Source organism: Streptomyces sp. NPDC093260, from assembly GCF_040683715.1.
In the GTDB taxonomy this organism is placed as follows: domain Bacteria; phylum Actinomycetota; class Actinomycetes; order Streptomycetales; family Streptomycetaceae; genus Streptomyces; species Streptomyces sennicomposti.
The window spans coordinates 190813-213960 of record NZ_JBFBEK010000013.1 but is presented as its reverse complement, the minus strand read 5'-3'; the positions used below and the strand labels follow the sequence as shown (position 1 = coordinate 213960).

Sequence of the window (23148 nt, the reverse complement as noted above, 5' to 3'; positions counted from 1 at the left end):
CCGTCCGCGACTGTGCGGCGTGGGGTCACTGCACGGGCGCTGAGAGGCAATCGCCGTACCCGGTCGGCTGCCTGGCGTGCCAGTCCCCTCTGCCTCCCCGGCGTACCCGTTCGACGAGGACCACTGGACCGGAGATGGTCGCCAGGAAGCGGACAGCGTCTCGGCGTCCTGGGCGACACCGCGCAGCGGGTTCGGCGGGGCGCAGACGTTGTCACCGGCGTGAAGCGGGAGGGGCGAGGGGCGAGCGGAATCCGTGCACTCCGGGAACACGCGGGCCGCACAAGTGCCTTTCCGGACCACCCCCGGTGCACTTGTCGGCAAGGCAACGGAGCAGCTGCGGCTTACGGTCGTCCACAACCGTACGAACAGTCAGACACAGGGGGCGGAGTGAGAATCCCTCTTTCCGATGCCGCGGATGCGTGCTCGATCGTCTTTCCCACGGAAGTCCATATCAGCGTGGCCGGCGAAGCGTGGGTACCGCTCCCCGCCGCACTCCGTTACGACGTGGCCGACCCGTATGCCGTGCGCCTGTCCATGGGCGTCCCTGCGGCCCCTTCCGTCGACTGGGTCTTCGCCCGGTCGCTGCTCGCGGAGGGACTCCACCGGCCCACGGGAATCGGAGACGTGGTGGTCATCCCGCGGCACCGCCGCCGTCCGGAGTCGGTCCGCATCCTCTTCAGGACCCGCGCCGGGGCGGCGCTTCTCGCGGTCCACGCCCTCGTGGTCACGGACTTCCTGCGCCGGTCCGAGGCGCTGGTGCCGCCGGGCACCGAGCACCACCACATCGATGTGGACCGCGTCATCGACCGTCTCACTCACGGCCGGCCGTGAGTGAGACGCCGCCCGGCGCGATGCGGGTGATGGCCTACAGGCCCAGCCGGGTCAGGCCGCGTGCAGGACGGTGTACAAGGTGTCCGTCACCTGCACCCTGGCCGCCTGGGATGCGTGCGTGCCGCGGAGCTGGCCGAACGGCACGAATCCGTGGATCCCGTGACAGCGCATCGGCACGACCGGGACCTCGGCGTCCCGCAGACGCGCCGCGTACGCCTCGCCCTCGTCGCGGAGCACGTCGCCCTTGGCGATGAGGACGAGGGCCAACGGCAGGCCGCGACCAGCGCGGCGGCGGCGTCCGCGGCACTCCCGGAGCCCATGACAGCGGCGGCTGGCCGCTCAGCTCCACCGCCCGCGCGAGCGGTGGTGCTGCGGGATGCCCGGCGCAGCGCTCGCCACCGGGCCGCCCGGGCAGACCCGGTGGGCCGGTGATGAGGCTGGGCGTCAGGACCGGCTCGTCGCCGGGTTTCACCTCGTGCACATCGGCGTCCGCCCCCCTCCGGACGCCTGCCCGGGTGTGGCTCAGGCGTCGATGATGACGGGGATGATGAGGGGTTTGCGGCGGTAGGTGCGGAACGCCCAGTTCGCCACGGCGCGGGCGATGAGCTGTTCGAGCTGGCGCGCGTCCCCGACGCCCTCCTCGGCCGCGGTGGCCAGGGTCTTCTCGATGACCGGGACGACCGGCTCGAAAGTGGCCTCGTCATGGACGAAACCGCGGGCCAGGAAGTCGGGGGCTTCGGCGAGGGCACCGGTGTCCGCGTCGACGATCGCCACCACCGTGACCACGCCTTCGGCGGCGAGGGTGAGGCGGTCCTTGAGGGACGCCTCGGTGGCGCCGCCGACCTCCATGCCGTCCACGTAGACGTTGCCGGCCGGGACCTTGCCGGTGATGGACGCGCGTCCGTCGACCAGGTCGACGACGACTCCGTCCTCGGCGATGACGACCCGGTCCGGGTCGACACCGGTACGGATGGCGAGGTCGCCGTTGGCCCGCAGGTGGCGCCATTCGCCGTGCACGGGCATGACATTGCGCGGCTTGACGATGTTGTAGCAGTAGACGAGTTCGCCGGCGCTGGCGTGCCCGGAGACGTGCACCTTGGCGTTGCCCTTGTGGACCACGTGGGCGCCCCACCGGGTGAGGCCGTTGATCACCCGGTAGATGGCGTTCTCGTTGCCGGGGATGAGGGAGCTGGCGAGCAGGACGGTGTCGTCCTTGCCGATGCGGATCATGTGGTCGCGGTTGGCCATCCGGGACAGCGCGGCCATCGGTTCGCCCTGGGAGCCGGTGCACACCAGGGTGACCTTGTGGTCCGGGAGCTTCTCCAGCTCCTTGGTGCTCACCACCAGACCGGACGGGACCTTCAGGTAGCCCAGGTCACGGGCGATACCCATGTTGCGGACCATCGACCGGCCGACGAAGGCGACCTTGCGGCCGTGCTGGTGGGCGGCGTCCAGGACCTGCTGGATGCGGTGCACGTGGCTGGCGAAACTGGACACGATGACCCGGCGCGGCGCGGTGCGCATGACCTGCTCGATCGCCGGGTTCAGCTCACGCTCGGACGTGGTGAAGCCGGGCACTTCGGCGTTGGTGGAGTCGGTGAGGAACAGGTCCACGCCCTCCTCGCCGAGGCGGGCGAAGGCGCGCAGGTCGGTGATGCGGTCGTCGAGGGGGAACTGGTCCATCTTGAAGTCGCCGGTGTGCAGCACTGTCCCGGCACCGGTACGGATCGCAACCGCGAGGCTGTCCGGGATGGAGTGGTTGACCGCCACGAACTCGCAGTCGAAGGGCCCGAAGCCACGCCGGTCGCCCTCCCGCACCCGCACCGGGCGCGGCCGGATGCCGTGTTCCTTGAGCTTGGCCTCCAGGAACGCCAACGTCAGCTTGGAGCCGACGACCGGAATGTCGGACCGCTCCCGCAGCAGGTAGGGCACGCCGCCGATGTGGTCCTCGTGTCCGTGGGTGAGCACCACGGCGACGACATCGTCCAGCCGGTCCCGGATGGAGGTGAAGTCCGGCAGGATGACGTCCACACCGGGCTGGGTCTCCTCGGGGAACAGCACGCCGCAGTCCACGACAAGCAGCTTGCCGGCGTACTCGAAGACGGTCATGTTGCGGCCGATCTCACCCAGGCCGCCCAGGGCGATGACCCGCAGCCCTCCTTCGGGAAGGGGTGGGGCGGCTTTCAGTTCGGGGTGTGGATGACTCATACCCTGACGGTACCCGGAGAGCGGGACAGTGATCCATCACCTCCTCCCGACAGGGTCGGGGCGTCGAAGCGGGCACGGCAGACACGAACTGCCATGCAGGCAGGTCAGGCAGGACACGGCCCAAGAGGGTCGTGAGCAGTATCCGGTCAGCAGGTGGTGACCCGGCCCCACGCGAAGATCGGCGCCCTCGTCGAGCAGGCCATGGCCGCTCTCGAGTCCTGGCGGCTCCTTCGCGACCTCCGGTGCTCGACCACCCGGATCACCTGCCTCGTCCAGGCCGTCCTCACCCTGCGTTTGGCCAGGTCAGGACGATGATGGAAAAGCCTCACTGTCGCCGCGCCGGACCTGGGTACTCACCCAGTCTCCCTGCCGCCCACTCCAGGACACGGAATCGCTCCACGCGGCAGGACCGTAGGGGCTGCGACACGTACAGGCGGGAGCACGAGACGTCCTGGACGCAGGAGGCACGTCACGGATATCGGTTGCAGGGCACTTGGGGCGTATGACGCGGCCCTCAGAGGGCCGGAGGTGGGTGCCCCGCCGCAGCGCGGTTGCTGACGGGGGCGCTGTTCGTGGACGCGCTGGCCACGACGTCTTTACCCAGCTCGGCGGCTCAGCGCGGCATCCACTGCTACGAAGTGGCTGTACTTACCTCGGTCTCCGCCGGGGACCGGGCAGGCCTGGGAAGCCGGCCGCTCCAGCGTGAAAGATCTGTTTCAGCTCGTCTTGTTCACTGACGGCGGCGACCCCTCGGTCGATGTGGTGACGAGCCCGTCGGTGCCGAGGAGTCCGTCCTTGGCGAAGTCCGTCGGCAGCAGACCGCTCGGACGAATACGACGTTGCACACGCGCGGGCACGTTGAACCCGATGAGAAGCATGACGATGAAGGTCAGCGAGAATGACAGCACAGGCAGTGCCACGCCGAGTGAGAAGTTGCCGGCGAGCGCGGCACCGAGCACCGGAGCGATCGCACCGCCCAGAGCACCGACGTTGTAGGTGAAGCCGAGTCCTGCGGCGCGCTGCTCGGTCGGGAAGAACCCGCCGATCCACTTCGGGAGCAGTCCGGAGATTCCCTGCCCGAAGAGCTGTTGCAGGAACAGGAGCCCACCGAGCACAGCGAGCTGGGTCCCGCCGACCGCGAACACCGGGAAGACGAAGAGCTGCGACAGGAGAAGGCTGCCCACGTACGCCCACCGGGTGCCGAACCTGTCACCGGCGAACCCCGCGACCACACAGCCGACGGCCGAGCCGAAGCCTGCGAAGAACACGACACCGGAAATCTCCGCCGGGCTGTAGTGCAGCTCGGACGCCGCGTAAGTCGGCAGGAGTGCCTGGATGGGCCACGAGTAGAGGAACGCCGCCAGGACGGTCACCGTCACCCCGACGATCAGCGGCCACCGACGGCCACCGAACTGGACCATGTACGACACGAACACGGCAGTGATGACGAGTGCGGTGCCGCCCACGACCAGACCGTGCAGCTGGCCGATGAAGACGAGCAGGAGCAGCATCATCGCCACGAGGGCGGTGATCGAGTTGAGGATTCGGAGCCGTCCTGTGAACAGCAGGGCGAAGACGTTCGGCGCGGCGGCGGCGTTCGGTTCCTGTTCGCGCTGTCGTGCCCGCTTCCAGTCCTCGGGTTCGGGCAGGCTTCTACGGAGCCAGAGGGTGATGACGATCGGGGCGAACCCGACGACGAACAGCGAACGCCAGCCGAACTCGGGCACGACGACCCGGAAGACTTGGCCGGCGAGCACGGTGCCGATGGCGGCGCCCGAGATGAGGAAGCCGCTCGCCTTGTTCTTGAGCCGCTGCGGCCATGCTTCGATGACGTAGGTGGAGCTGACACCGTACTCGCCGGCCATGCCCAGGCCGATGATCAGCCTCGCGGCGAAGAGGACTCCGTAGGTTGGGGCGACGGCACAGCCCAGGGAGCCGAGAGAAAACAGCAGGATACTTGCGATCATCGCGGTTCGCCGGCCGAACCGGTCGCCGATCGCGCCGATCGCGAGACCGCCGAACCAGCGGCTGACGAACGCGGCGGAGACCAGGCTCGCCGCCTGGACGCCGCTGAGTCCGAACTCCTTGCTGATGTCCGTCAGCACGAGCGTGATGAGCACGAAGTCGAAGCCGTCGAGCATGTAGCCGAGCCACGATGCCGCGAACATCTTCCACTGACGGTGGGACACCTCCCGGTACCAAGGCACGGCCGTTGAGGGCGAGTTGGTCATGACGACTCCGCACTTCGTTGTGTGAGTGATCGAGATGAGGTGGTTCCGTTCGGCGTTTCAGCCGACGACGGGCGTGAGCAGGTCCGCCCCCAGACGCAGCGCAACGACATTGCGGACCGCGAGGTCGGCCATCGCCTCGCGGGTCTCCTGTGTCGCGGAGCCGAGGTGCGGTGCCAGAGTCACGTTCGCCAGCTCGGCCAGCCCAGGCGAGAGCAGCGGCTCGTGCTCGTACACATCGAGTCCCGCGGCGGCGATGGTTTCCTGCCGGAGGGCGTCGACGAGGGCTGCTTCGTCGACGATGGGACCCCGCGCCGTGTTGATGAGCACCGCCGTCCTCTTCATGCTCCGCAGGCGATCGGCGTCCACCAGGTGCCGTGTGTCCTCAGTGAGTGGGCAGTGGAGCGAGATCACGTCGGACTCTGCGAAGAGCCGTTCCAGGCTCATCCACTCGACGTCCGGTTCCGTGCGTGGGCGGCGGGAGGAGGAGGCAACGGTCATGCCGAAGGCGCGGGCCCGGCAGGCGACTGCCTCTCCGATGCGTCCGTAGCCGACGATGCCGAGACGTTTCCCGGCGAGGGAGCTGCCCCACATGAAGTCGAACGCCCAGGACCACGGAGTTCCGCTGCGGACCAGTCGATCGCCCTCGGTCACCCGTCGAGTGGCATCCAGAAGCAGCGCCATCGTGAGGTCGGCCGTCGCATCGGTGAGGACGTCGGGCGTGTTCGTCACCGTGATCCCGGCCTTGGCCGCGGCGGGGACGTCGATGTTGTTGTACCCGACCCCGACATTGGCGATGAGCCGGACACCGGCGGCGCGCAGGGTGGTCGTGGCAGAGTCGTCGACTGGATCAGTGATCGTGACGATGACCGCGTCGATACCGGTCAGCGTTGCCAGGCTGGCGACGCCTTCGACGGGGAGAAGGTCGATCCCGTGTTCGTTGAGCATGGTCACGGACCGTGTCGGCAGAGGGACAGTGGAAGCGATCCGGAACGTCATGAGGCCACCTCTGCCGACGTCTGAAGGATGCTCCGGGCCTCGGTTCCGAGCTGCTTCCATCCGTTGAACAGCATCTCGATGTCGATGCCCAGGGAGAAGTGCCGCAAGCCCCGCGCGCACAGATCACTGAACTCACGGAGGTCGGACAACTCGATCCTTGCGGGCACGCCGTTGCGGGCACAGGCGTCGAACAGTTCCGACCTGGCCAGGTCGATGTCTGCGGTGTCCCTGCCCGAACTCATCCGGAAGTCCGTGGGGCCCCACTGCACGAAGTCGACGCCAGGGACCGAGAGCAGGGAGTCGAGGTCATCAAAGCTCTCCCGCTTCTCGATCATGATACCGACGACGGTCCCGGCAACGCTCGCGACGTACTCCGGGCCGCCGCCGTAGTTCGGGCGAGCGTTACGTCGGGCCGCAGCACCATAGGTGCCGCCGTACTCCGGAGTGTCCGGGCGGACGGACGCGACAGCCCGCTCGACGTCCTTGCGAGTCCGCATGTCCGCGAACAGAACGCCGTTGAAGCCAGACCCGACGGCGCGCTGCGCCAGATAGTGGGCGTGCTCGTAGTCGAGCTTGATCATCGTGCCGAGCCCGTACAGTTCGCCGACGCGGGCGACGTTGTCGAAGTCGTGGAGCGTGAAGGCGTTGTACTCGGCGAGAAACTCGACGTAGTTTCGGCGACGGCGCCCCGACCGCGACGGCCAACTTCTCCGCCGCCACGCACGACGGACTGCCCGGCGGCTGCGTCGACGCGGTGATCAAGGGAGGCAAGGCCCGACGCATGTGCCCGCCGGGCCCGTGACCGCCCCGGGCCGCCGGTCCGCACCGGCCCGGCGGCCCCGGCGGGCGGCCGAACACCGGCCTTCCGGACCGGACTTGATCAGCAGGTGCGGAAGGTGTAGTCGTCGGAGCCACGGACCGACACGTCCACGTCCCGCTGGACGATGCCGAGCTTCGGGCCGAAGCCCGAGCAGGCGCGGCTGAAGCCGCTGTCCGTGTACTCGATGACGAAGACCCGGTCGGCGTACGCCTTGGCGAACGCACCGCACTCGTTGTACTGCCCGCACTCCTCGGCGACGGCGAAGTCGAAGCCGATCTTGGCGCGGTCCGCGAGCATGCCGGCCGTGTTCTTCTGCCCGACGGCCAGACCGGCGGCGTGCGCGCGGTCGGCCAGCAGCTTCGCGAAGGCCGCATTGTCCGCCTTCGTCAGCCGGCCGCCGGAACGCTCGTAGGAGTCCAGGTTGTCCGGCTCGACGGCCTGGAAGCCGCTTTTGGCGCAGCCGTCGATCCACGCGCCGACGACCGTGGCGAGCCGGGAGCGCTTGTCGGCCGTGGACGTGTCCAGGAGCGCCTCGTCCCAGTCGCCGTCGATCACAGGCCGCTTGCTCTTGTCCCGCAGAACCAGGTCGGGCTGGTTCTTCGTCCACCAGCTCAGCGCGTCGGGCTGGGCCTGGAACGCGTTCACATAACATACGTTGTAAAGGCCCTTGGCGGGCTTGGCGGTCCGGTCGCGGGACACGGCGATGACGCCCTTGGCCGGGGTGTAGGCGCCGCCGATCTGGTAGTCGAACGTGGCGCCGGCCGTGGGGAGCACCACCTTCGGCGCACCCTTCGGGGCCGGGGTGTCCGCGAAGACGTTCGACAGCGTCAACCCCGTTCCGAGCGCGGCGGCGACCCCGACCGCACCGGCGACGACGGTGCTCCTGCGGCGGAAGAAAGGTACAGCGGAGTGCTTCGACACACGGACTCCTGTGCAAAGTTCGTACTGACCCGCACATCCTGAGCCGCCGACCATGAGGTTTTCATGAAGGGCCGGGGGGCGAGGCCCGGCCCGGGGCGCGGCGGTGTCCGGCCGACCGCTGGAGCGGTCCCAGTGTCAGCACGAAGGCCGACCCGCCGCCCGGCCTGCGGCGGACCGTCACCTCCCCGCCGTGCGTGGCGGCGACCTCCCGCACCAGGGACAGCCCGATGCCGGTTCCGCCGCCCTCGGAACTGAACCGCTCCAGCAGGCCGGGCAGACCGTCCGGGTCCACCCCGGCGCCCCGGTCCGCCACCGTCACCGCCGTACCGCGCACCATAACGTCCACCTCGGCGCGGTCCTGCGGGTCCCCGGGCGTCCGCCCGTGCCGCAGCGCATTGGCCAGCAGGTTGCGTACCGCGATCCGCACCAGCGCCGGATCGGCCGTCGCCACCGACGCCTCCAGATAGGTCGTCACCGTGTGCCGGGAGGCCGGCAGTTCCTCGCAGACCTGCTCGACCAGCTGGTCCAGGCGCAGCGGCACCGGCCGGAAGGCGTCCGCCGCCTGGAGCCGGCCGCGGGTGAGGATGTTGTCGACCACGTCCGCCATCCGGTCCGCGGCCCGCCGCAGCCGCGGCAGATGCGAGTGCAGGCCGCCCGGATCGGTGTCCGCGATGTCCACCGAGCCGCGCATCACCGCCACCGGGGTGCGCAGCTCGTGCGCCGCGTCCGCGAGCAGCCGCTCCTGCGCGTCCAGCGCCTCCCAGGCGGGCCGCATACTCCGCCCGGACAGCACGTATCCGGTCACCGCCGACAGCAGGACCAGCAGACCGGAGCCCGACAGCACCGCCACCTCGAGCCGCTGGTGCTCGGCCCGCCCCTTCCCCGGGGCGCCGGCCACCACCACCGCGCCGGCCGTCTTCTGCGACTGGTCCTGGTAGTACGGCAGCGCCAGCAGATACACGGGGTCGCCGCCGCCGGTACGGGCCCGCGTGCTCACGGTGCCGTCGTCCCTCATCGCCCGGCGCGCTATCCGGTCGACCGCGCCCGGCTCGACGTCCACGCCGGGGCCGTGTGAGGTGAACAGCCGCCGCAGCCGTCCGCCGTGCGCCTGGAGCACGATCACCCGCGCGCCCGCGCTGGTCGCCTCGTCGTCGTACAGGCCGTCCAGCTGGATACCCGCGTCGGTGTAGTAGATCAGCGACACGGCCACCGCCGCCCGCCGGTGCATGTCCTCGTACTCGGCGGACTGCCAGGACCGTGCGTCCGTACGGATCACCAGCCACGACAGCGCGCCCACCCCGGCCAGCGTGATCAGCGTGTACGCCAGCGTCAGCCGCCACTGGAGCCGGCCGAGCCGGCGACGGGCCGGCGACGGACGCGCGGTGCGCCGTGGCCCGGCTGCCCGGCCCCGCCGGGGGAGGAGCCGCGTCAGGAGCCCGCGCCGGGGTGCCCGGCGCGGATTCCCCGCCGAGCACCGCTCTTCGTGGCCGCCCGTCACACCGGATCCGCGCTGCCGGAGAACCGGAATCCGTGCCCGCGCACGGTCTGGATCGGCGAGGGCGGTCCGAGCTTGCGCCGCAGCCCCGCAACGACCGCGTCCACCACGTTCGACACGGGGTCGGCCATCTCGTCCCAGCAGTGCTCGATCAGCGCCGAGCGGGTGACGACCTCCTCGGGGTGCAGGAGGAGCTGGCGCAGCACCGCGTACTCCTTGGGCGTGAGGGAGAGCAGGATTCCGGCCCGGCGCACCTCGCGGCGGGCCTCGTCCACCTCGACGTCGGCGTGGCGCAGGTGCACGGGCGTCCGGTCCGGCGCCCGGCGGACCAGACTGCCGACCCGTGCCACCAGCTCGGCCATCGCGAACGGCTTCGCCAGATAGTCGTCCGCCCCGGCGCGGAAACCGTCCACCCGGTCCGGGACCTCGTGCATCGCCGTCAGGCACAGCACCGGCGTCGTCCAGCCTCGGCGCCTGCGCTCCCGCAGCGCGTGCAGGGTGTCCCCGGACGGCACCATGCGGTCCAGGACCACGCAGCCGTACGGCGCGAGGTCGAGCAGGACGTCCGCGTCCGGCCAGTCGGAGACCGCGTCCACGGCGTACCCGGCGCCCCGCAGACCGGCCTCGATGACATGCCGGAGATCTTCTTCGTCCTCGACCAGGAGCACGCGCATGGTTCTGACTCGTCCTTGGGGCTCGGGCGGCGCGGGGGAGAGGGGCCGCACCGGTTCGCCGGAGGAGCGTGGGGGCCGGCGAGAACGACATAGTAGACACCTGGCGAGAATCCGGTGGTCCCCGGGTGGCCGGGCCGGGTCCGGGGCCCGGACGGGACGGCGGCGCCGGCACCGAGGTCGAATCACTCAAGGCTGCCTGGCCCGCCTGCGACAGCAGGAACCCCATCGACCTCAACCGCGTCCTGACCGGACCGACCCTGCAGGCCTGCACCGAGTGGGAGGCCGAATACTCCTCCCAGACCGCCCAGCGCAAAGACATCGTCGCCGCCGAGATCGTGAGATGGCCGTGGCTGTCCGTGGTGGCCGGGTTCGCGGCGTCGTTTTCCACACCGCCAGGGGCGCCCAGTACAGTGCGGCCGCCTCTGCCGAAGTCTGCCGCCGACACGACATCCGGCGCAGCATGGGCCGAGTCGGCTCGAGCTACGACAATGCCCTCGCCGAGTCGTTCTTCCAGGGCCTCAAACGCGAGTTGCTCCACGGGAGGCACTGGACCTCAAAGACACAGACACGCCTCGAGCTGTTTCGCTGGCTGTCGTACTACAACCGGCGTCGTCGGCACTCCGCCCTCGGCTACCTCACACCAGCCGAATTCGAACATCAACTGATCACGACACGTACGCTGTCACTCGCCGCATGAAACCGGTGTCCACTCCCGGGGATCAACCTCACCTTGTCCTTGTCCCGCAGTGCAGAGCGGCAAAGCCGGGTCGGCTTATCAGTCAGGTCGCTTACCGCGCAATGGCCCCGAACCGATCAGCCCCAAGATATCCGAGTTCAACGGAGCGCAGTCAGCACCAAGTCAGCACGGGAGGGGTGAGCACGGGTGATGACGTGAGCTTTCAGTCAGCACCGAACCAGCACGGGAGTCAGCACCGCACCGTCAAATCACCCTGAACCACGCGTCCCGGACGGCACCCGTTTCGACCACCATCGATCCCCTGAGCCGCCTGTCCACGAGCCGGCATGGTGGTTGCACGCATAGCCGACCCTCGAACTATGGTGCCCCTTCACATGTGCGCCTGACCTGCGGATTCCTACCGTGTGGCGACACGCAATCGTCCCCGTCACACGCCAGGAAGTGGTGCCGATGTCGTCGCCCGAAGCCGCTCCGCCAGCCCCGAACCACCTCAGGCGCATCGTCGCCGCCAGCCTCATCGGGACCACCATCGAGTGGTACGACTACTTCCTCTACGGGTCCGCCGCCGCGCTGGTGTTCGGGCGGGTGTTCTTCCCCGACTCCGACCCGCTGACCGGGACGCTGCTCTCCTTCCTCACCTACGCCATCGGATTCGCCGCGCGGCCGCTCGGCGCCGTGGTGTTCGGGCACTTCGGCGACCGGGTCGGGCGTAAGAAGCTGCTGGTCATCAGCCTGCTGATGATGGGCGGCTCCACCGCCCTGATCGGCTGCGTACCCGGCTACGACACCATCGGCGTCGCCGCCCCGCTGCTGCTCACCACCCTGCGACTGGTCCAGGGCTTCGCGCTCGGCGGCGAGTGGGGCGGCGCCGTGCTGCTCGTGTCCGAGCACGGTGACGCCCGGCGGCGCGGGTTCTGGGCCTCCTGGCCGCAGGGCGGCGCACCCGCCGGCAACCTGGTCGCCGTCGGCGTCCTCTCCCTGATGACCGGGACGCTCAGCGACGACGCGTTCAACTCCTGGGGCTGGCGCGTGCCGTTCCTGCTCTCCGCCGTGCTGGTCATGATCGGGCTGTGGATCCGGCTGTCCGTCGACGAGTCGCCGCTGTTCAAGGCCGCGCTCGCCAAGGCCGAACAGCGCAAGGCCCGGCAGAAGGCCGACCAGTTGCCCTTCGTCGCCGTGCTGCGCAACCACTGGCGCGACGTGCTGGTAGCGATGGGCGCCCGGATGGCCGAGAACATCTCGTACTACGTCATCACCGCCTTCGTCCTCACCTACTGCGTCGAGCACCTCGACCTCGGCAAGCAGACCGCCCTCAACGCCGTACTGATCGGCTCGGCCGTGCAGTTCTGCCTGATCCCGCTGTTCGGCGCCCTGTCCGACAAGGTCGGCCGCAAGCCGGTCTACCTCGTGGGCGCGGTCGGCGTCGGCGCGTGGTCCTGGGCCTTCTTCGGGCTGCTGGACACCAAGTCCTTCCCCGCGCTCGTCCTCGCCGTCACCGTCGGTCTCGTCTTCCACAGCGCCATGTACGCCCCGCAGGCCGCCTTCTTCTCCGAGCTGTTCGCCACCCGGATGCGCTATACCGGCGCCTCCATCGGCGCACAGCTCTCGTCGGTGGCCGCCGGTGCGCCCGCCCCGCTCATCGCCACCGCCCTGCTCGGCTCCTACGGCAGCTCCGTGCCGATCTCGGTGTACGTCGGCCTGTCCGCCGTGATCACCGTCGTGGCCGTGGCCGTCGCCCGGGAGACCCGCGGCAGCGATCTGGCCGCCGTGGAACCCGCCGGTGAGGGCGCGGAGCGAACGGCCCCGGGTGCGGACGCGGTCCCGGACGCCGGCCAGCAGGCAGCTGCGTCCAGCTGACGCCCGCCGGTCCGCCTGCCTGACCGTCTCGGCGGCCACCGCAGCCCCGTCCAACGGCTCACCCCCGTCGCCCGGTGGCGGCCGGGGTGGGCCGCGTCCGCCGGTTCCTCCGCCCCTCCGCCGGGCCGCCTCCCGGCACCCCCGCCGTCTCCCCCCTCCCCACACCTGCCCTCTCCCGACTACGGTCCGCCCATGCCTGAGAAGAACCCCTCCGTCGTGTCCCATCTGCGCCGGCTGTTCGAACTGCTCGCCTCTGACGCCCCGCCCGAGGACTTCGGCGCCGTCGCCGCCGAGGCACGGCGCGGCGGCGCGGACCCCCGGGACGTCGCGGAGGTCGAGCAGGCCGCCGCCGCGGCGCTGCGCGTGCGCGGCACTCTGCGCCAGCACCGGCGGCGGGAGGCGGAGCTGACCGCGCTCTTCGACACCGCCGGGGACCTCGCGGCGCTGCGCGACCTCGACGCGGTGCTGCACTCGATCGTGCGCCGCGCCAGGATGCTGCTCGGCACCGACACGGCCTACCTCACCCTCCCCGACGAGGCGGCCGGGGACACCTACATGCGGGTGACCGACGGTTCGGTGTCGGAGCTGTTCCAGAACCTGCGGCTCCAGCTCGGCGAGGGCCTCGGCGGGCTCGTCGCACAGACCGCCCGCCCCTACGCCTCCCCCGACTACCGCACCGACGAGCGCTTCCGCCACACCGGCAGCATCGACGCCGGTGTCCTGGACGAGGGCCTGGTCGCCATCCTGGGTGTGCCGCTGCTGCTGGGTTCGGGCAGCGGCGGCAAGGTCATCGGCGCGCTGTTCGCCGCCGACCGCGCGCCCCGCACCTTCTCCCCCGACGAGGTCGCGCTGCTGTGTTCGCTGGCCGACCACGCCGCCATCGCCATCGACACCGCCAAGGCCATGGCCGACGCACGGGCCGCGCTCGCCGAGCTCGCCGAGGCCAACGCCGTGATCCGGGAGCACTCCGCCGCCATGCAGCGCGCCGAGGAGTCCCACGACCGGCTCACCGACCTGGTGCTGCGCGGCGGTGACGTCCCGGAGGTCGCCGCCGCCGTCGCCGGTCTCCTGGAGGGCGAGGTCACCGTCCACGACAGCGGCGGCTGGCCGCTCAGCTCCACCGCCCGCGAGAGCGGTGGGGACGCTCATGCCTCGGGCTCCGGAAGCGCCGCGGGCGCGGACACCGCCGCCGCGCTGGTCGCCGCCGCCGAGGAGTCGCGGGCCGCGGCCCACGCGGTGTTCCGCGACGGGCGCTGGGTGTGCGCCGTACTGGCCGGGCAGGAGCTGTTGGGCAGCCTGGTGCTGCACGGGCGGCCCGATCTGGAGGGCCCCGACCGGCGGCTGTTCGAGCGCAGCGGTGTCGTCACCGCGCTGTTGCTCCTGCTGCGGCGTTCGGTGGCCGAGACCGAGAACCGGGTCCGCGGCGATCTGATGACAGACCTGCTCACCGCGCCCGACCGGGATCCCGTCGGCCTGGTGGACCGGGGCCGCCGGCTCGGCGTCGATCTGAACCGGCCCCACCTCCTGCTCGTCGCCGAGGCCGGCGCCGCCGTCCGGGAGCGGCTGGCCGGGGCCGCCGTGCAGTACCTGTTCGGCAGCGGCAGCGTCAGCGCCGAACACGCGGGCGCCTCCGTGCTGTTGCTGCCTTGCGTGGACGGCGGTCCAGGTGAGGCGGCCCGCGCCGCCGCCGGGCAGCTCACCCACCTGGTCGGCGCCCCGGTCACGGTGGCCGGCGCGGGGCCCGCCGCAGGGCCGCGGGCCATCGCCGACGCCTACGCCGAGGCGGCGCGCTGTCTGCGGGCGCTACGGGTCCTCGGCCGGGACGGGACCGGCGCGTGCGCCGCCGAACTCGGTTTTCTCGGCGTGCTGTTGGGCAAGGACCACGACGTGGACGGTTTTGTCACGGCCACTCTGGGGCCGCTGCTGGACTACGACGCCCAGCGCGGCACCCAGCTCGTCCACACCCTGCACGCCTACTTCGGCTGTGGCGGGAGCCTGACCCGGGCGAAGGACGAACTGCACGTGCACATCAACACCGTCGTGCAGCGGCTGGACCGGGTGCAGACCCTGCTGGGTCCCGACTGGAACAGTCCGGAGCGCGCTCTGGAGCTGCAACTCGCCCTGCGACTGCACCTGCTGACGAGCAGCTGACAGGTTACGCCGCCCCCGCCTCGGCCAGCAGGCGGCGTGCCACCAGGCGTGCGCCCTCGTCGCCCACGAGGATCGTGTAGTGGTTGACGCCGGGCACGCGCTCCGGTTGGACCAGATGCGGGTCGAGCTGCGCGGCGGCGAGGCGCTGTTCGTCGTACAGGCCCTGCGGCTCGTCCATGAGACCGCGTTCGGCCCACAGCAGCACGGTGGGGCGGGGCAGCCGGTGGACCGCGCCGAGGACCTGCTCGCCGAGCTGGTCGATGCCGTCGACCCGTACGGCTTCGATCCGGCAGGAGGAGCGCAACTCCGGTTCCTGGCCGACCAGATCGCGCTGGATGTAGGCGTCCACCCACGGCGACCAGGCCTCGGCGAAGGCGGGGTGGCTCTGCCAGAACGCGCGGTAGGCGTCCCGGTCCGGGAAGGTCATCGACAGGCGTCGCATGGCCGGGCCGATGACCGCGGTGATCAGTTCGTCGGGGTCCATGTCGGTGGGGGCGGGGAAGCCCACGCCGCCGTCGACCAGCAGCAGTCCCGAGAGCAGGCCGGGGTGGCGCACGGCGGTCAGGGCCGCGGTGAAGGCGCCCATGGAGTGGCCGGTCAGCACCACCCGGCCCAGACCGAGTTCCTTCACCACGGCGGCCATGTCGTCGGCGTGCGCCGCGATGCCGTACGGGCCGGGGAGTTCGCCGCTGCCGCCCCGGCCGCGCAGGTCGGGCGCGACCAGGGTGACCCGGCCGGCCAGGTGGTGGGCGACCCGGGCCCAGCTCAGGCCGTTGGCGGTGATGCCGTGCAGGGCCAGCACGACCGGTGCGCCGGGGGCGGCGGCCGGCCAGCGCAGCACGGCCAGTTCACCGCCGGGCACCGGCACCCGCAGTTCCTCGGGCGGTGCGCAGTCCGGTTGACTCATGTCGCTCACGCGTCGTTCGCCTCCTCGCGGGCCGTGGTGGTGCGGGCGGCGCGCAGGCGCGCCGGGAGCCGGGCCATGCCGCCGGGCAGCAGGTATATCACCGCGACGAACAGCGCGCCGAGCAGGAACAGCGGTTGGGACAGCGGCACCCGCAGCACGGCGGGCAGGCCGGCGACGGCGCCGGAGTTGGCCAGGTCGCCGAGCCGGTGGTCGGCCCAGGTGTAGAGGATGCCGCCGGCCATGGGTCCCCAGCGGGTGCCGGAGCCGCCGAGGACGACCATCACCAGCAGCGACAGGGTGAAGTCGGAGGTGGTGGTCTGCGGGGTGGCGCCGCCGGTCAGCAGCAGGTAGACGATGCCGCCGAGCGCGGCCAGGGCGCCGGCCAGGACGAAGGCGGTCAGCTTGAAGCCGTACGGCCGCAGGCCCAGGACCTCCACGCGGCGCTCGTTCTCCTTGATGCCCTCCCAGACCCGGCCGGTGGGCGAGCGGACCGCCCAGTGCACGACGGCGAGCACCACGACGAGGTAGGCCAGCGCGATCCAGTACAGGTTGGCGGTGTGGTCGATGCCGACGAGCGCGGCGGGCATCTTGTCGGCGGGGGCGGCGCGGCCCTCCTCGCCGCCGGTGACGCCGCCCGGGTCGCGCTGCACGAGGATCGAGCCGGCCTGCGCGAAGGCGAGGGTCACCATGGAGAACCCGATGCCGCTCACCCGCAGGCTGATCGCGCCCAGCAGGGCGGACAGCGCGACTCCGGCGAGCAGGCCGAGCAGGGCGGCGAGGGCGAACGGCAGGCCCGCCTCCAGCATGACGGTGTTGGTGACGTAGGTGCCGGCGGCGAAGTAGAGGGCGTGGCCGAAGGAGAGGAGTCCGGTGCGGCCGAGCAGCAGGTCGTAGCCGGTGGCCAGGGCGCCGAAGACCAGGCAGAGGGCGAGGAGTTGGAGGTTGCCGGGACTGCCGATCGGACCGTCCAGCAGGCCGGGCAGCGGCAGCGCGCTGTAGGGGGCGGTGAACAGGACCACCAGCAGCAGGGCCGGCCACCAGCGGGTGGCGCGGCGCAGCGGCCCGGTGCGCGGGCCGAAGGGGTGGTCCGCCGTGCGGGTCTCGCCGCGCGGTTGGGTGGCGGTGGTCATGCGAGTCTCCCGGTCAGCCCACGCGGCCGGACGAGCAGCAGGGCGGCGAGCAGGACGACGACGGCGAGGTCGCCGAGTCCGGCGCTGGTGTAGTAGTTGGCGAACTGCTGGACGAGGCCCACGGCGACGGAGGCCAGCGCTGCGCCGGTGAGCGAGCCCATGCCGCCCATGACGACGACCACGAAGGCGAAGATCAGCAGCGAGGTGCCCTGTTCGGGGTCGACGGAGCCGAAGTAGAGGCCGCCGATGGCGCCGCCGAGGGCCGCGGCGGCGCCGCCGATGGCGAAGACCAGGGTGAAGGCCTTGCGTACGTCGATGCCGAGGGCGGTGACCATGGCCCGGTCCTCGACGCCCGCGCGGACGACCAGGCCGTGCCGGGTGCGGCTGAGGAACAGCTTGAGCGCGGCCAGGACCACCACGGCGGCGGCGATCAACACCAACCGGTTCAGCGGCACTTCGGCGCCGAGCAGTCCGAACGTGCCGGACAGCGCCTGCGGTCCGGGGAAGGGCCGGGCGTCGGCGCCCCAGATCGCGGACAGCAGCGCCGGTACGGCCAGTCCGACGCCGACCGTGGCGAGGATCTGCTCGCGCGGGCGGGTGTAGAGGGGCCGGATGACGGCGAGTTCGAGCAGGACCGCGGCGAGGGTGCCGACGGCGGTGCCGAAGACGACCGCGAGAACGAAACCCGCGCCGCCGGAACCGGCGCCGGGCAGGTGGCCGGAGGCGGCCCACCAGGTGCCGTACGCGCCGACCGACATCAGCGCGCCGTGCGCGAAGTTGAGCACGTCCATCAGGCCGAAGATGAGCGAGAGGCCCGAGGCGACCAGGAAGTACAGCGCGCCCAGACCGAGTCCGGTGAGGGTGAGCAGAACGACGGTGGACATCAGGCGTCCGCCTCCGCGGTCCGGGCGGCGGGGTGCGCCGCGGTGTGTTCTGGTGCGGTGGCGCCGGTGTGCCCCTGTCCTTCGCGGGTCCCGTGGCCGCCGCCTTGACCGACGCCGAGCAGGCGGCGGGTGGCGTCGGGGTCGCCGAGGAGTTCGGCGGCGGGGCCGCGGTGCGCGGTGCGGCCGTCGGCGAGCACGGCGCAGTGCCGGGCGAGGCGGCGCACCACGGCGAGGTTCTGCTCCACCAGCAGCACGGGCACGGCCTCGGCGGCGCGCTCCAGGACCCGGGTGACCTCGGCGACCACCTTGGGCGCCAGGCCCTTGGTGGGTTCGTCGGCGATGACGAGCCGGTTGCCGTTGAGCAGGGTGCGGGCGATGGCGACCATCTGCTGCTGGCCGCCGGAGAGGGTGCCGGCCGTCTGGCGGGCGCGCTGCTTCAGCTCGGGGAAGAGTTCGTGGACCAGGCCGTACGCCGGTTCGCCCGCACCGGGCCGCTCGGCCAGGCGCAGGTTCTCGGCGACGGTGAGCGCGGCGAACACGCCCCGGTCCTCGGGGGCGTAGCCCACCCCGCGGCGCACCAGGGCGTGGGTGGCCAGGCGCACCGTCTCCTCGCCGTCCAGAAGCACGCTGCCGGTGCGCGGGACGAGCCCGAGGACACCGCGCACGGTGGTGGTCTTGCCGGCGCCGTTGCGGCCGAGCAGGGCGGTGGTGCCGCTGGCCGCCACGTCGAGGTCGACGCCGTGCAGGATGTGCCGCCCGCCGATGACGACGCGCAGGTCGCGCACGGTCAGCAGGGGCGGCGCGGTCTTCCCGGCGGGCGCGGCGGAGGTGTGCGTGGAGGACTCCGCTGGGGTGTGCGCGGGTGGCGTCGCGGGGATGTGCGCACCTCGTTCCGGCTGGGTGTTCACAGGGCCTCCCCGAGGTAGGCCTGCTGCACGGTGGGGTCGGCCATCACGGCGGCGGGTGTGTCCAGGGCGAGCAGCGTGCCGTGGTGCATCACGGCGAGCCGGTCGGCCAGGCCGAGCAGGACGTCCATGTGGTGTTCGACCATGAGCACGGTGCGGCCCTCCTCGCGGTGCAACGAGCGGATCAGCTCGGTCAGGGCGGGCACCTCCTCGGCGCTCACCCCGGCCATCGGCTCGTCCAGCAGCATCAGCCGGGGTTCGCCGACGAGCAGGACCGCGAGTTCCAGTTTGCGTTTCTCGCCGTGCGACAGGGAGTCGGCGGGGGTGTCGGCGCGGTGCGTCAGCTCGGTGCGGGCCAGGACACGCGTGACCTGGTCGGTGTAGGGGTCGGCGCGCCGCCACACCCGGTACGAGCCGCCGCCGGCCGCCTGCGCGGCCAGGCGCACATGGTCGGCGACGGTCATGCCGGGCCACAGGCTGGAGGTCTGGAAGGTGCGGCCGAGGCCGCGCCGGGCTCGGGCGTAGGCGGCCTCGGCGGTGATGTCGGCGCCGTCCAGCTCGATCGTTCCGCGGGTGGCCGGGTTGATACCGCTGATCAGGTTGAACAGGGAGGATTTCCCTGCCCCGTTGGGTCCGATGAAGGCGAGGAACTCGCCCTCGCGGACGTCGAGGGTGACGGAGTCGACGATGGTGGCGCCGCCGATCGTCCAGCCGATGTCGCGCAGGGCGAGCACGGGCACGGGCGCCGGGGAGGCGGGGGCCTCACCGGCGGCCGGGGCCCCGTCGGCGCTCGGCGGCGCCGTGTTCGGGGAGGTCATCTGCTCAGCCCACCGCCTTCTTCACCGGGGGCGCGACGGCGGCCGAGGGGACGTCGGCGACCAGCTGCGGCCGGGCGGCCGCGCCCGCGCCCTTCAGCCTGGCGGTGAACATGGGCTGGAGGAGGGCGTGGTCCTCGGCGCGGATCTGCTCCTTGCCCTTGGGCCCGTCGAAGCTCCAGCCCTCCAGCGCCTTGACCATGGCGGAGGTGTCGGTGGCGCTGCCGGACTCGATGGCGTGCACGATCATCTGGGCGGCGGTGAAGCCGTCCGGGCTGAACAGGTCGGGGGTGCCACCGGACTCGGTGATGCCGTCGAGCATCGCCTTCTCCACCGGGTTGCCGCCGCCGGCGCCCGGGAAGTAGTGGGCGAGGAAGGACACCTTGGTGCCGGCCGAGCCGAAGATCGGGTACGAGGCGGTGCCGGCCAGCCCGGTGACCACCTTCCCCGCGTCCAGCACCCCCTGCTGGTCCAGCGCGGTCCAGAGCGCGGGTGCGGTGGCGCCCGCCCACGCCACGAACACCAGGTCCGGCTTGCCGGCCTTGACCTGCCGGGCGAACGGCGTGAGGTCGGTGGCGCTCGGCGGGGCCAGCACGGCGTCGGCCTTCGCGCCCTTCGCGCCGAGCACGGCCTTCACCGCGGCGACGTTGGCCTGCCCGAACGCCGAGTTCTGCGCGAGCACGGTGACCTTCTTGCCCTGGGGGTCGCCGAGCAGGGAACCGGCGGTCAGGGTGTCCTGGTAGGACTGGCGGCCCGAGCGGAAGGTGTAGGCGTTGACGCCGGTGACCGCGTCGGTGGCGGCGGGGCCGCTGACGTAGAGCACCTTGTTCTGGGCGGCCAGCGGCGCCATCTGGAGGGCCACCCCCGAGTCGGTGGTCCCGGCGATGATCTTGTAGCCCTTGCCGACCAGGGTCTTGGTCGCGGCGACGGCCTTCGCCGGGTCGCCCGCGTCGTCCTGCTCGGTGACCTCGATCGGGTGCCCGCCGGCCTTGTCGGTGCCGTGCGTGGCGTAGGCGAGACCCGCCTTGAAGCCCTCCTCGTACTGCTTGCCGTAGGCGGCGAGCAGCCCGCTGCGGGAGTAGACCAGCCCGACCTTGACCGGGTCCGACGCCTTGTCGCCGGCGGCGGAGGTGCCGGCCGTGCCCGCCGAGGAGCAGCCGGCGACCAGGGCGCCCGCGGCGAGCAGGGTGAGCATCGAGACGGATCTCGTTCTGAGGGTGCGCATGGCTGGGGAACGCATGATGGCCGGCTCCTGAGGTGTGTCGCCCGTACGCCGCCGCCGGGCGCCGTCCCTCCCGGGGAACGGCGTCCCGCAGCCCGCGGCGGTGGGGGCGCGGTGGGTGGTTGGCCGGAACGATAGGAGCGGCGCGGCGCGCACGGCATGTGGCCGGCACCCGCTCCTGTCCGCCCGGTCATGGCATCGGCACACATGGCCGGTGCCGTCCGGGGCGGCCATCGTGAGACCGCCTGACCTCCGTCGCGGGCCGGCCGTCACGCACCGGCCGGCCGCGGCCCGGACCGCGTCTCATGCGGCGGGCCGACGACGGTTCACGACGTCTCGTCAGGCGGCACGGAGATCCCGATGGGGAAGGAATCGGCATGGACAAGGTGGTGGACTCGGCCGCGCGGGCGGTGGCGGACGTCCCCGACGGCGCGGTGCTCGCCGTGGGCGGCTTCGGCCTGTGCGGCATCCCGTCGACCCTGATCGGCGCGCTGGTCGAGGCCGGCACGTCGGGGCTGCGGGTGGTGTCCAACAACTGCGGGGTGGACGACTACGGTCTGGGCCTGCTGCTGCGGGCCGGCCGGATCGCCCGGATGACCTCCTCCTACGTGGGCGAGAACAAGGAGTTCGCCCGCCAGTACCTGGCCGGCGAGCTGGAGGTGGAGCTGACGCCGCAGGGCACGCTCGCCGAGCGGCTGCGGGCCGGCGGCGCGGGCATCCCCGCGTTCTACACCCCGGCCGGGGTCGGCACCCAGGTCGAGACGGGCGGCCTGCCCTGGCGCTACGCCCCCGACGGCAGCGTCGCGGTGGCCTCGCCGCCGAAGGAGGTACGGGAGTTCGGCGACCGCCGCCATCTGCTGGAGGAGGCCATCACCGCCGACTTCGCTCTGGTCCGGGCGGAGGTCGCCGACCGGCACGGCAACTGCGTCTTCCACGCGGCGGCACGCAACTTCAACCCGCTGTGCGCGATGGCGGGCCGGGTCACCGTGGTCGAGGCCGAACGCATCGTGGAGGCAGGCGAGTTGCCGCCGGACGCCGTCCACCTGCCGGGGGTGTACGTGGACCGGGTGGTCGCCGTCGACACCTCGCTGGACAAACGTGTCGAGCGGCGTACGGTACGTCCGCGTCCGGCGGCTGCCGGTCCCGGGGGCGGTGTCTCCGCGGGTGGTGCTTCCGAGGGCGGTGCCCCTCACGCCCGTACGACTGCGACGCCCGCCTCCGCCGGCACAGACACTCCCGTCACCACGCCCGCGCCCCGTACCGCCACCGAGGAGAACTGACGATGCCGCTCGACCGGGACCAGCTCGCCGCCCGTGCCGCGCGGGAACTGCGCGACGGCCAGTACGTCAACCTGGGCATCGGCCTGCCCACGCTCATCCCCAACCATCTGCCCGAGGGCGTGCACGTGGTGCTGCACTCGGAGAACGGCGTCCTGGGCGTCGGCCCCTACCCGTACGAGGGTGAGGAGCACCCCGACCTGATCAACGCCGGGAAGGAGACGGTGACCACCGTCCCCGGCACGTCCTACTTCGACTCGGCGTTCTCCTTCGGCATGATCCGGGCCGGCCGGATCGACGTGTCCGTGCTCGGCGGCATGCAGGTGTCGGCCCGCGGCGACCTGGCGAACTGGATGATCCCTGGGAAGATGGTCAAGGGGATGGGTGGGGCGATGGACCTGGTCCACGGCGCGCGCCGGCTGATCGTGGTCATGGAGCACACCGCCAAGGACGGTTCGCCGAAGATCGTGGAGGAGCTGACGCTGCCCGCCACCGGGCGCCGCGTCGTCGACCGGATCATCACCGACCTGGCCGTCCTCGACGTGACGCCCGAGGGGCTGCGGCTGGCGGAGACAGCGCCCGGCGTCACGGTGGAGCGGGTGCGGGAGGCCACGGACGCCGAACTCCTGCTCGGCGAGGGGGTGGTGGCGCCGCCCGGCGGTGAGGGGCTGGGCGGTTTCACCCCAGCGGGTCGTGGCCCCAGTTCATCAGGGAGTGCCGCCACCGGGTGTCCGTGACGTCGCCCGAGGGCCGCTGGGCCAGGTGCCGGCGGATGTAGCCGTTCACCTTGCGCATGTGGGCGTAGTCGTCGTCCGTGAGGTCGCCCTTCTTCGCGCGGAGGATCTCCACGATGCGGCGGCCGGAGGCGTGCCCGGTGGACTCCCCGCCGTCCTTGTGCTGACCGGCGCTGCGCGACGCGTCGGTCGCCAGCCACTCCTCCAGCCGGGCCGGCTTCATGTTCACCAGCTCGTGGAAGTCCGTCCGGACCTCTTCGCGCTCGTCGTCGTCCACGTCGGCTCACCGCTCCTCATGGTCCCTCTGGTCCCGTCGGTCTCTTCAGCCAGCGTGCGGGCTGGGAGCGAGGTCCGCAGCTCGCGCGGATCGCACGGGGACGTGCGGCCGGGGCG

Annotated in this window: 18 protein-coding genes and 4 pseudogenes; 7 read left to right on the top strand and 15 right to left on the bottom strand. The window is 71.7% G+C overall.

Features of this window, described 5'->3' with window-relative positions; translation table 11 throughout:
• The first annotated feature begins 426 nt into the window (after window positions 1-426).
• The gene (locus AB0N63_RS19045) at window positions 427-831 is read left to right on the top strand and encodes an SsgA family sporulation/cell division regulator (RefSeq protein WP_365530173.1); all 405 of its coding nucleotides are present in this window, start codon (window positions 427-429) and stop codon (window positions 829-831) included.
• A gap of 51 nt (window positions 832-882) precedes the next feature.
• On the opposite strand, the pseudogene AB0N63_RS19040 reads toward AB0N63_RS19045, so the two are convergent.
• Both AB0N63_RS19040 and AB0N63_RS19035 read right to left on the bottom strand, forming a co-directional pair.
• Window positions 883-1107 (bottom strand): annotated as a pseudogene (locus AB0N63_RS19040) (alpha/beta hydrolase fold domain-containing protein); the annotation flags it as partial.
• A 246-nt stretch (window positions 1108-1353) separates the two neighbouring features.
• Entirely contained in the window at window positions 1354-3039 is a 1686-nt protein-coding gene (locus AB0N63_RS19035; protein ID WP_365530138.1) for a ribonuclease J, read from the bottom strand.
• A 141-nt stretch (window positions 3040-3180) separates the two neighbouring features.
• Between AB0N63_RS19035 and AB0N63_RS19030 the strand changes: the two are divergent.
• Window positions 3181-3354 (top strand): annotated as a pseudogene (locus tag AB0N63_RS19030) (IS5/IS1182 family transposase); the annotation flags it as partial.
• A 401-nt stretch (window positions 3355-3755) separates the two neighbouring features.
• Here AB0N63_RS19030 and AB0N63_RS19025 read toward each other — a convergent pair.
• From AB0N63_RS19025 to AB0N63_RS19000, 6 genes are all read right to left on the bottom strand, one after another.
• Window positions 3756-5270, bottom strand: a complete 1515-nt coding sequence (locus AB0N63_RS19025; protein WP_365530137.1) for a sialate:H+ symport family MFS transporter — start codon at window positions 5268-5270, stop codon at window positions 3756-3758.
• A gap of 57 nt (window positions 5271-5327) precedes the next feature.
• Window positions 5328-6215, bottom strand: a complete 888-nt coding sequence (locus AB0N63_RS19020) for a D-glycerate dehydrogenase (protein WP_365530136.1) — start codon at window positions 6213-6215, stop codon at window positions 5328-5330.
• Window positions 6216-6262: 47 nt separating this feature from the next.
• A complete protein-coding gene (locus tag AB0N63_RS19015; protein ID WP_365530135.1) occupies window positions 6263-6847 on the bottom strand; it encodes an aldolase/citrate lyase family protein in 585 nt (194 codons plus the stop codon).
• A 299-nt stretch (window positions 6848-7146) separates the two neighbouring features.
• Window positions 7147-8007 (bottom strand): endo alpha-1,4 polygalactosaminidase, encoded by an 861-nt coding sequence (locus AB0N63_RS19010; RefSeq protein ID WP_365530134.1) that lies wholly within the window; start codon window positions 8005-8007, stop codon window positions 7147-7149.
• Between the two features lie 61 nt (window positions 8008-8068).
• Window positions 8069-9304 carry a HAMP domain-containing sensor histidine kinase gene (locus tag AB0N63_RS19005; protein ID WP_365530133.1) on the bottom strand — a complete coding sequence of 412 codons (1236 nt, stop codon included), beginning with the start codon at window positions 9302-9304 and terminating at the stop codon, window positions 8069-8071.
• 197 nt (window positions 9305-9501) lie between these two features.
• Window positions 9502-10176 carry a response regulator transcription factor gene (locus AB0N63_RS19000; protein ID WP_365530132.1) on the bottom strand — a complete coding sequence of 225 codons (675 nt, stop codon included), beginning with the start codon at window positions 10174-10176 and terminating at the stop codon, window positions 9502-9504.
• 308 nt (window positions 10177-10484) lie between these two features.
• Here AB0N63_RS19000 and AB0N63_RS18995 point away from each other — a divergent pair.
• The 3 genes and pseudogenes from AB0N63_RS18995 to AB0N63_RS18985 form a co-directional block, all read left to right on the top strand.
• Window positions 10485-10873 (top strand): annotated as a pseudogene (locus AB0N63_RS18995) (integrase core domain-containing protein); the annotation flags it as partial.
• A gap of 450 nt (window positions 10874-11323) precedes the next feature.
• Complete coding sequence (locus AB0N63_RS18990; RefSeq protein WP_365530131.1) at window positions 11324-12730, top strand: MFS transporter; 1407 nt, start codon at window positions 11324-11326, stop codon at window positions 12728-12730.
• A gap of 192 nt (window positions 12731-12922) precedes the next feature.
• Window positions 12923-14881, top strand: coding sequence for a GAF domain-containing protein (locus AB0N63_RS18985; RefSeq protein ID WP_365530130.1), 1959 nt, complete (start codon window positions 12923-12925; stop codon window positions 14879-14881).
• A gap of 4 nt (window positions 14882-14885) precedes the next feature.
• On the opposite strand, the gene AB0N63_RS18980 is transcribed toward AB0N63_RS18985, so the two are convergent.
• The 6 genes from AB0N63_RS18980 to AB0N63_RS18955 all read right to left on the bottom strand — a co-directional run bounded on the left by AB0N63_RS18980 (window position 14886) and on the right by AB0N63_RS18955 (window position 20762).
• On the bottom strand, window positions 14886-15788 hold the full coding sequence (locus tag AB0N63_RS18980; protein ID WP_365530172.1) for an alpha/beta hydrolase: 903 nt from the start codon (window positions 15786-15788) through the stop codon (window positions 14886-14888).
• 5 nt (window positions 15789-15793) lie between these two features.
• Window positions 15794-16918, bottom strand: a complete 1125-nt coding sequence (locus AB0N63_RS18975; RefSeq protein WP_365530129.1) for a branched-chain amino acid ABC transporter permease — start codon at window positions 16916-16918, stop codon at window positions 15794-15796.
• Window positions 16915-17802, bottom strand: a complete 888-nt coding sequence (locus tag AB0N63_RS18970) for a branched-chain amino acid ABC transporter permease (protein WP_365530128.1) — start codon at window positions 17800-17802, stop codon at window positions 16915-16917. The genes AB0N63_RS18975 and AB0N63_RS18970 overlap by 4 nt, the downstream gene beginning before the upstream one ends.
• Window positions 17802-18587, bottom strand: coding sequence for an ABC transporter ATP-binding protein (locus AB0N63_RS18965; protein WP_365530171.1), 786 nt, complete (start codon window positions 18585-18587; stop codon window positions 17802-17804). Before AB0N63_RS18965 ends, AB0N63_RS18970 begins: the two co-directional genes overlap by 1 nt.
• 119 nt (window positions 18588-18706) lie before the next feature.
• Window positions 18707-19525: an ABC transporter ATP-binding protein gene (locus AB0N63_RS18960; protein WP_365530127.1), complete on the bottom strand. Its 819-nt coding sequence runs from the start codon at window positions 19523-19525 to the stop codon at window positions 18707-18709.
• 4 nt (window positions 19526-19529) lie between these two features.
• On the bottom strand, window positions 19530-20762 hold the full coding sequence (locus tag AB0N63_RS18955; RefSeq protein ID WP_365530126.1) for a substrate-binding domain-containing protein: 1233 nt from the start codon (window positions 20760-20762) through the stop codon (window positions 19530-19532).
• Between the two features lie 359 nt (window positions 20763-21121).
• Here AB0N63_RS18955 and AB0N63_RS18950 point away from each other — a divergent pair.
• Together AB0N63_RS18950 and AB0N63_RS18945 are read left to right on the top strand one after the other, a co-directional pair.
• Window positions 21122-21865: pseudogene (locus AB0N63_RS18950) on the top strand (CoA transferase subunit A); the annotation flags it as partial.
• Window positions 21866-22026: 161 nt separating this feature from the next.
• Window positions 22027-22758 carry a CoA transferase subunit B gene (locus AB0N63_RS18945; RefSeq protein ID WP_365530125.1) on the top strand — a complete coding sequence of 244 codons (732 nt, stop codon included), beginning with the start codon at window positions 22027-22029 and terminating at the stop codon, window positions 22756-22758.
• Here AB0N63_RS18945 and AB0N63_RS18940 read toward each other — a convergent pair.
• Complete coding sequence (locus AB0N63_RS18940) at window positions 22700-23032, bottom strand: DUF3140 domain-containing protein (protein WP_365530124.1); 333 nt, start codon at window positions 23030-23032, stop codon at window positions 22700-22702. The two genes, AB0N63_RS18945 and AB0N63_RS18940, sit on opposite strands and share 59 nt — an antisense overlap.
• Between the last annotated feature and the right edge of the window lie 116 nt (window positions 23033-23148).

Excerpts from the sequence above, each read along its gene's own strand:
- AB0N63_RS19000 (WP_365530132.1), bottom strand. The coding sequence starts at position 10,176 with ATGCGCGTGCTCCTGGTCGAGGACGAAGAAGATCTCCGGCATGTCATC.
- AB0N63_RS19015 (WP_365530135.1), bottom strand. The coding sequence starts at position 6,847 with ATGATCAAGCTCGACTACGAGCACGCCCACTATCTGGCGCAGCGCGCC.
- AB0N63_RS18990 (WP_365530131.1), top strand. The coding sequence starts at position 11,324 with ATGTCGTCGCCCGAAGCCGCTCCGCCAGCCCCGAACCACCTCAGGCGC.
- AB0N63_RS18945 (WP_365530125.1), top strand. The coding sequence starts at position 22,027 with ATGCCGCTCGACCGGGACCAGCTCGCCGCCCGTGCCGCGCGGGAACTG.
- AB0N63_RS19035 (WP_365530138.1), bottom strand. The coding sequence starts at position 3,039 with ATGAGTCATCCACACCCCGAACTGAAAGCCGCCCCACCCCTTCCCGAA.
- AB0N63_RS18985 (WP_365530130.1), top strand. The coding sequence starts at position 12,923 with ATGCCTGAGAAGAACCCCTCCGTCGTGTCCCATCTGCGCCGGCTGTTC.
- AB0N63_RS18960 (WP_365530127.1), bottom strand. The coding sequence starts at position 19,525 with ATGACCTCCCCGAACACGGCGCCGCCGAGCGCCGACGGGGCCCCGGCC.
- AB0N63_RS18955 (WP_365530126.1), bottom strand. The coding sequence starts at position 20,762 with ATGCGTTCCCCAGCCATGCGCACCCTCAGAACGAGATCCGTCTCGATG.
- AB0N63_RS18980 (WP_365530172.1), bottom strand. The coding sequence starts at position 15,788 with ATGAGTCAACCGGACTGCGCACCGCCCGAGGAACTGCGGGTGCCGGTG.
- AB0N63_RS18970 (WP_365530128.1), bottom strand. The coding sequence starts at position 17,802 with ATGTCCACCGTCGTTCTGCTCACCCTCACCGGACTCGGTCTGGGCGCG.
- AB0N63_RS18975 (WP_365530129.1), bottom strand. The coding sequence starts at position 16,918 with ATGACCACCGCCACCCAACCGCGCGGCGAGACCCGCACGGCGGACCAC.
- AB0N63_RS19025 (WP_365530137.1), bottom strand. The coding sequence starts at position 5,270 with ATGACCAACTCGCCCTCAACGGCCGTGCCTTGGTACCGGGAGGTGTCC.
- AB0N63_RS19020 (WP_365530136.1), bottom strand. The coding sequence starts at position 6,215 with ATGCTCAACGAACACGGGATCGACCTTCTCCCCGTCGAAGGCGTCGCC.